Source organism: Denitrificimonas caeni DSM 24390, from assembly GCF_000421765.1.
Lineage (GTDB): Bacteria > Pseudomonadota > Gammaproteobacteria > Pseudomonadales > Pseudomonadaceae > Denitrificimonas > Denitrificimonas caeni.
In genome coordinates, this window is the sequence record NZ_ATXQ01000020.1 from 1 (window position 1) to 4,804 (window position 4,804).

A 4,804-nucleotide genomic window follows, 5' to 3' on the forward strand; every position below is an offset into this window, starting at 1 on the left:
ATCGAATCTCAGCTTTGAGGCGCTCTTCCGCATACATTTTTTTGAGCCGACGGTTCTCTTCTTCAAGCTCTTTCATGCGCTTCATGAGCGAAGTGTCCATGCCGCCATATTTTGAGCGCCACTTGTAGAACGAAGCTGAGCTAATACCATGCTCACGGCATAGTTCAGGGACTGGAACTCCAGCCTCATTTTGTTTGAGAATTGCCATAATCTGGCTCTCAGTGAATTTTGATTTGCGCATAGAAAACTCCTTGAGTTTATATTAATGGAATTTTCTACAAATAGCCTCTGTGGTTTTGAGGGGGGATTACAAAAGAACAGTTAGAAAAATACGAAAATTCAAAGAAGTCCATAAAGTCATTTCGGGAGGCCATATCCCAGCTAGCAAGTAGTACAACCGATCCAGATAACCCTAAACCATTGGTGTTTATTATCGATGAACTTGATCGTTGCAGGCCAAATTTTGCAATTGAAATTTTGGAAAAAGCAAAGCACTTCTTTAACGTGGACAACATTGTCTTTGTTCTTGGTGCGGACAAAAAGCAACTAGGATCATCTATTAAAGCAGTTTATGGTGAAGGACTTAATGTAAACGGCTACTTGCGAAGGTTTATGGACTTTGATTATGTTCTTCCACCACCTGACAAAGGGCTTTTTGTAAAAGCCTTATTCAAAAAATATTCGTTTAATGAGTATTTTTCAAAGAAAAACGCAAGAAATCTCCAATACGAAGGCGAGCAATCTTTAAAGATGTTCTCGGAGCTGTTTGAGTTGTATGGTTTAACGCTACGTGAGCAGGAACACTGCTGTTCGCTTCTTAGTCTATCCATAAGAACAACACCTGAAAATTATAAGTTATTCCCAGTTTTTCTTTGTTTTCTTATTGTATTGAAAGTAAAGTCGCCTGATTTATATAAAGAATTGATTACTGATGAGATCAGTGTTTTTGAGCTGTTGGAAAGGTTTAAGACACAACCTGGTGCCTCCGATTTGCTTTTGACTAATTATGGTACAGCGCTAGAGGCATACATTGTAACTTGTAAATCACAGAGTCATAGTTACGATGAAATATCGAAAAAGTATCAAGAAGTAATAGGTTCCGGTTCTTCAAACGAAGAAGAAAAACGACGAGCTAAAAACATATTGGAAATTATCCGGGATTTTGACTGGAACGGTGGTATTGGCTCTTTGGGTTATTTGCTAAAGAAAATTGAAATTGTTTCTCGATTTGAGGCGTGAGCTGCTAACAAACGCGTCAATTAGGACGTTCGCAAGCTCGCGCCTATTACGCGGGCGTTATATGCTAAATCCAATATGAACTGGAATTCCGTCAAACAGCATTTTGAAGATCACGGTGCACTCGTAGATATTTTTTACGAGGGCATGAATAATGACCGCTGGTTAAAGCTCTTCCAATGGCTGAAGGGGCATAATGCCTTAGATTCAGTTAATTGTTATATTCCTAGCAAAGACAAGAATCTTGACCTGTTTCCCAACTTATTAGAAAGTGTAATTAATGAAAAGGGTTTTTATTGTTTCGCATCGATTAAGATTGAAGGAGTTATCGTATTCTTTAGGTTTTATGAGGGAACTGAACTGGAATGTGATGTTTCCCCTAAGGAGATAGACTCTATGATCAAGGTAGATATTCTCCTAAACTTACTATCTGAAGTTCAACGGGTGGTAATGGCAAGCAGGTATATAATGTGTCCAGAGAATTCTAGGGATCAAATTTTTAACATTAATGGCAAGTTCGTATCATGAGTCTGCATATAACAAGCAAAGGCACTGCGACCAAATACTCTCCACTTCGTTTTCGTGCGGGAAAATACTCGCACAAAAACAAAGCTCCGGTATTTGGCGCGTGCTTTGGGCGTTATGTGCAAACAATCAGAGGAATCGTCTTTTGCCGGAAATAAAAACGCTAGGCCTTTTTTTAATTACTGCTTTGGCGGAGATTATTGGTTGTTACCTACCATATCTTTGGTTACGTGAAGGGAAATCGATTTGGTTGCTGGTTCCTGCCGCTATTAGCCTTGCTGCATTTGCTTGGTTGCTGTCGTTACATCCAACCGCAGCAGGCAGAGTTTATGCCGCTTATGGTGGCGTTTATATTTTTACGGCTATCTTGTGGTTGTGGGCTGTCGATGGCATTCGTCCAACCACTTGGGATGTTGTGGGTTCTGGTATAGCACTTGTGGGTATGGCAATTATCATGTTCGCTCCACGCAGCACATAACAAGTTACTCAAACGGACGCTAAACAGTTGGCTAGTGCTCGTTCCTCGCCATTTTAGCCAACTATTCCGCGTCGCTTAGTAAAGCGTTATACGAGAGCAATATGATCTGTCCAAATTGTAAATCAGAGAACGAATTAACTTGGAAAAGATATGTTTCTTCACCACTTGGCAGACATATATGTGACCAGTGTCAGTCAAAATTTCGTATGATTCATTCAATAAAATACCATTTATGCATTTTGGGTATTTGGTGTGTTTCTGGAGTACCGGCATTTGCTATTGCAATTTATTACGGAGCCAGTTTTTCAGTAGCTTTTGCGTTGTATTGGATAGTTGGCTTAAATGTAGGCTTTCCTTTAGATAAAAAAATTGATAATACTTGGCGAGGCACTAAGCTACGTGATTAATTTAAAATCGTATAACAAGGCAAATCAGCTCGCAGCTAATCGCTGCTGGACTCACTTCGTTCGCCACTGTTTGCGGCGTTAGCTGGATGGTGAAACAATGAAAAAAGGCTATCACATAGCTCACGAGGCTTCTCAAGTGGACTCTGAAGAATACACAGGGTTGCATGGGCGTGATGAGTTTAATGCAGCTGTAACCCATGTCGTTGAGTTAATTCGAGCGTCGTATGCCCTATTCAAACAAGGTTTCTATGCTCCTTCTGTTTTCGTTTCCATTACGGTCTTTGAAGAAATGGCGAAAATCAAAGCGGGCCATACGCGTTCAAGGTTAAACACTAAGGCAAGGGTGAAAAGAGGAAAAGATCCTCTATTTAATCACGGTAAAAAACACAAGATTTCAGTTGATCCACTTTATTTAATCGGAGACCGAATTGCCAATAGCATTGGTCACGATAGGGCGGTAGAAATATTCAAAGGCTACGAGACCGGTGAGTATTCTGAATTTCGCGAAAAGTCACTCTATTTTTCTCGAGGTTCCAGTGGTTTACACATACCGGCGGAGCATTTCGACAAAAAATTATCGGCGGAACATTTACTGATAGCTATCGAGATCTGTGCTGATGAGTTTTGGGGGATGACTGGCGAAACCAGTATTCTCTTTGATAGTACGAATTCGCTATACACAGAAGTTGAGCGGGAGCTCAAGCTCAGCTAACAAGTGCAGGCACGGCGACGCCCTTTACATTGCGCCTTCGGCTCCATTCCAAGGGCGCGCATGCTGCAAGCGTTAGATTGATTTCATCACACGGAAAGCATAATGGAAAGTATATTAAACAAGAGGCATTACCGAAGTGCATTCTATTGGCTAGTGGCACTGATATTATTGGTTTCTATAATTTTAAGATTTCTGGTTTTTCCTCAATTTGACACAAAGTTAGAAGCAAGTTTATTAGGCTTTGGTGCTGCACTTTTGGATGGACTTGTAATATCGCTCATAGTTACCGTTCTTATTGGTAGCTTTGTATTTTGGCTGACCCCAGAAATTCTCAAAAAATCAGTAATGGACGTTATTGAGCCTAAAGAAATTGGACCGCTTCTAAAAAAAGCAGCGACTGATACAAGAACTTGGACATATAAAGGCGCTTGTGGAAGATACACCCGCAAGACAACACTTCCTTCGTTGGCTAGTGCAGCCAAACACGAAGGGCTAGGTAGAGATATTAGAATTACGATATTAAACCCAGACAACGATCTATTATGTTCAGAATATGCAACTTATAGAAGAAGCCTAAAATCTGCAAAAAACGGCCACCCTTGGACAGAAAAAAAGGTTAAAGAAGAGGTTATTGCAACAATAATCTCAGCGCTAAGGTTTAGACACGAAGAGCCACTTCTTAGAATAGAACTGTATTTAATTGATCACTTTTCAGCCTTTCGTTTCGATATTTCAGATCAATACGTGATTGTTACTAAGGAGGATAAAGAGGCTTCTGGATTAAGAGCTGACTCAGGAACCTACTTTTATGATTCTTACAAAGATGACGTTAGGCTAAGCGAGCGGCAGTCTATAAATGTTAGCTACCAAGATGAAGTGCCAATTGGTAATAACTTAACAGATGAGACACTAAGAGCTTTGATTTTGGAGGCATCACTAATAGGCCCAGATAAAATTAGCAGCTTAGACCTAAGTGCGATACGAGAATTAATAAATTCCCCTGGAGACCCCTATTCATCATGAAAAGCATATTGAATCATAATGATTGGGTTTCAGCTTTGAATAACAATGAGTTGTCACCTTTTGATATCATTCGTAAGCGTAACAACACCCACACCTAGCACAACTGCGATCATTCGTTAGAGCATACCGATGCTTAGTTGAGTTTGATATTCCAAGGCGAGAGCGAGTCGATATGAGCAGCGCTGGTATGCGGTAGTTGTTCGAACAACGCTTGAAGATATACAGCAGGTTGCAGGTCGTTGGCTTTGGCTGTTTCAACGAGACTATAAAGAATAGCACTGGCTTTGGCGCCGCTGCGGGTGTTGGAGAACAACCAGTTTTTACGGCCAATCACAAAAGGTTTGATCGCACGCTCAGCACGATTGTTGTCGATGCTAACCAGCCCATGCTCAAGATAAGCCGTCAGTTTGTTCCATTGGTTCA

Annotated in this window: 7 protein-coding genes; 5 read left to right on the forward strand and 2 right to left on the reverse strand. The window is 40.8% G+C overall.

The features are described 5' to 3' along the window. A partial coding sequence (locus H591_RS0114405) for a transposase (RefSeq protein ID WP_022967661.1) occupies positions 1 to 241 on the reverse strand: 241 nt, incomplete at its 3' end. 65 nt (positions 242 to 306) lie between these two features. Here H591_RS0114405 and H591_RS15765 point away from each other — a divergent pair. From H591_RS15765 to H591_RS0114430, 5 genes are all read left to right on the forward strand, one after another. Continuing rightward, positions 307 to 1,239: a KAP family P-loop NTPase fold protein gene (locus H591_RS15765; protein WP_084702734.1), complete on the forward strand. Its 933-nt coding sequence runs from the start codon at positions 307 to 309 to the stop codon at positions 1,237 to 1,239. A gap of 75 nt (positions 1,240 to 1,314) precedes the next feature. Beyond that, positions 1,315 to 1,764, forward strand: coding sequence for a hypothetical protein (locus H591_RS0114415; protein WP_022967663.1), 450 nt, complete (start codon positions 1,315 to 1,317; stop codon positions 1,762 to 1,764). 142 nt (positions 1,765 to 1,906) lie between these two features. Further along, positions 1,907 to 2,239: a YnfA family protein gene (locus tag H591_RS0114420; RefSeq protein ID WP_022967664.1), complete on the forward strand. Its 333-nt coding sequence runs from the start codon at positions 1,907 to 1,909 to the stop codon at positions 2,237 to 2,239. 504 nt (positions 2,240 to 2,743) lie between these two features. Continuing rightward, positions 2,744 to 3,358, forward strand: coding sequence for an AbiV family abortive infection protein (locus tag H591_RS0114425; RefSeq protein ID WP_022967665.1), 615 nt, complete (start codon positions 2,744 to 2,746; stop codon positions 3,356 to 3,358). A 102-nt stretch (positions 3,359 to 3,460) separates the two neighbouring features. Then, complete coding sequence (locus H591_RS0114430) at positions 3,461 to 4,381, forward strand: hypothetical protein (protein ID WP_022967666.1); 921 nt, start codon at positions 3,461 to 3,463, stop codon at positions 4,379 to 4,381. A gap of 133 nt (positions 4,382 to 4,514) precedes the next feature. Here the strand turns inward: H591_RS0114430 and H591_RS0114440 are convergent. After that, positions 4,515 to 4,804, reverse strand: a 290-nt coding sequence (locus H591_RS0114440; protein ID WP_028244461.1) for an IS66 family transposase, incomplete at its 5' end; no start/stop codon positions are given.

What these genes read in the sequence shown, in the direction of transcription:
- H591_RS0114415 (WP_022967663.1), top strand. Translation starts at nt 1,315, where the DNA reads ATGAACTGGAATTCCGTCAAACAGCATTTTGAAGATCACGGTGCACTC.
- H591_RS0114425 (WP_022967665.1), top strand. Translation starts at nt 2,744, where the DNA reads ATGAAAAAAGGCTATCACATAGCTCACGAGGCTTCTCAAGTGGACTCT.
- H591_RS0114430 (WP_022967666.1), top strand. Translation starts at nt 3,461, where the DNA reads ATGGAAAGTATATTAAACAAGAGGCATTACCGAAGTGCATTCTATTGG.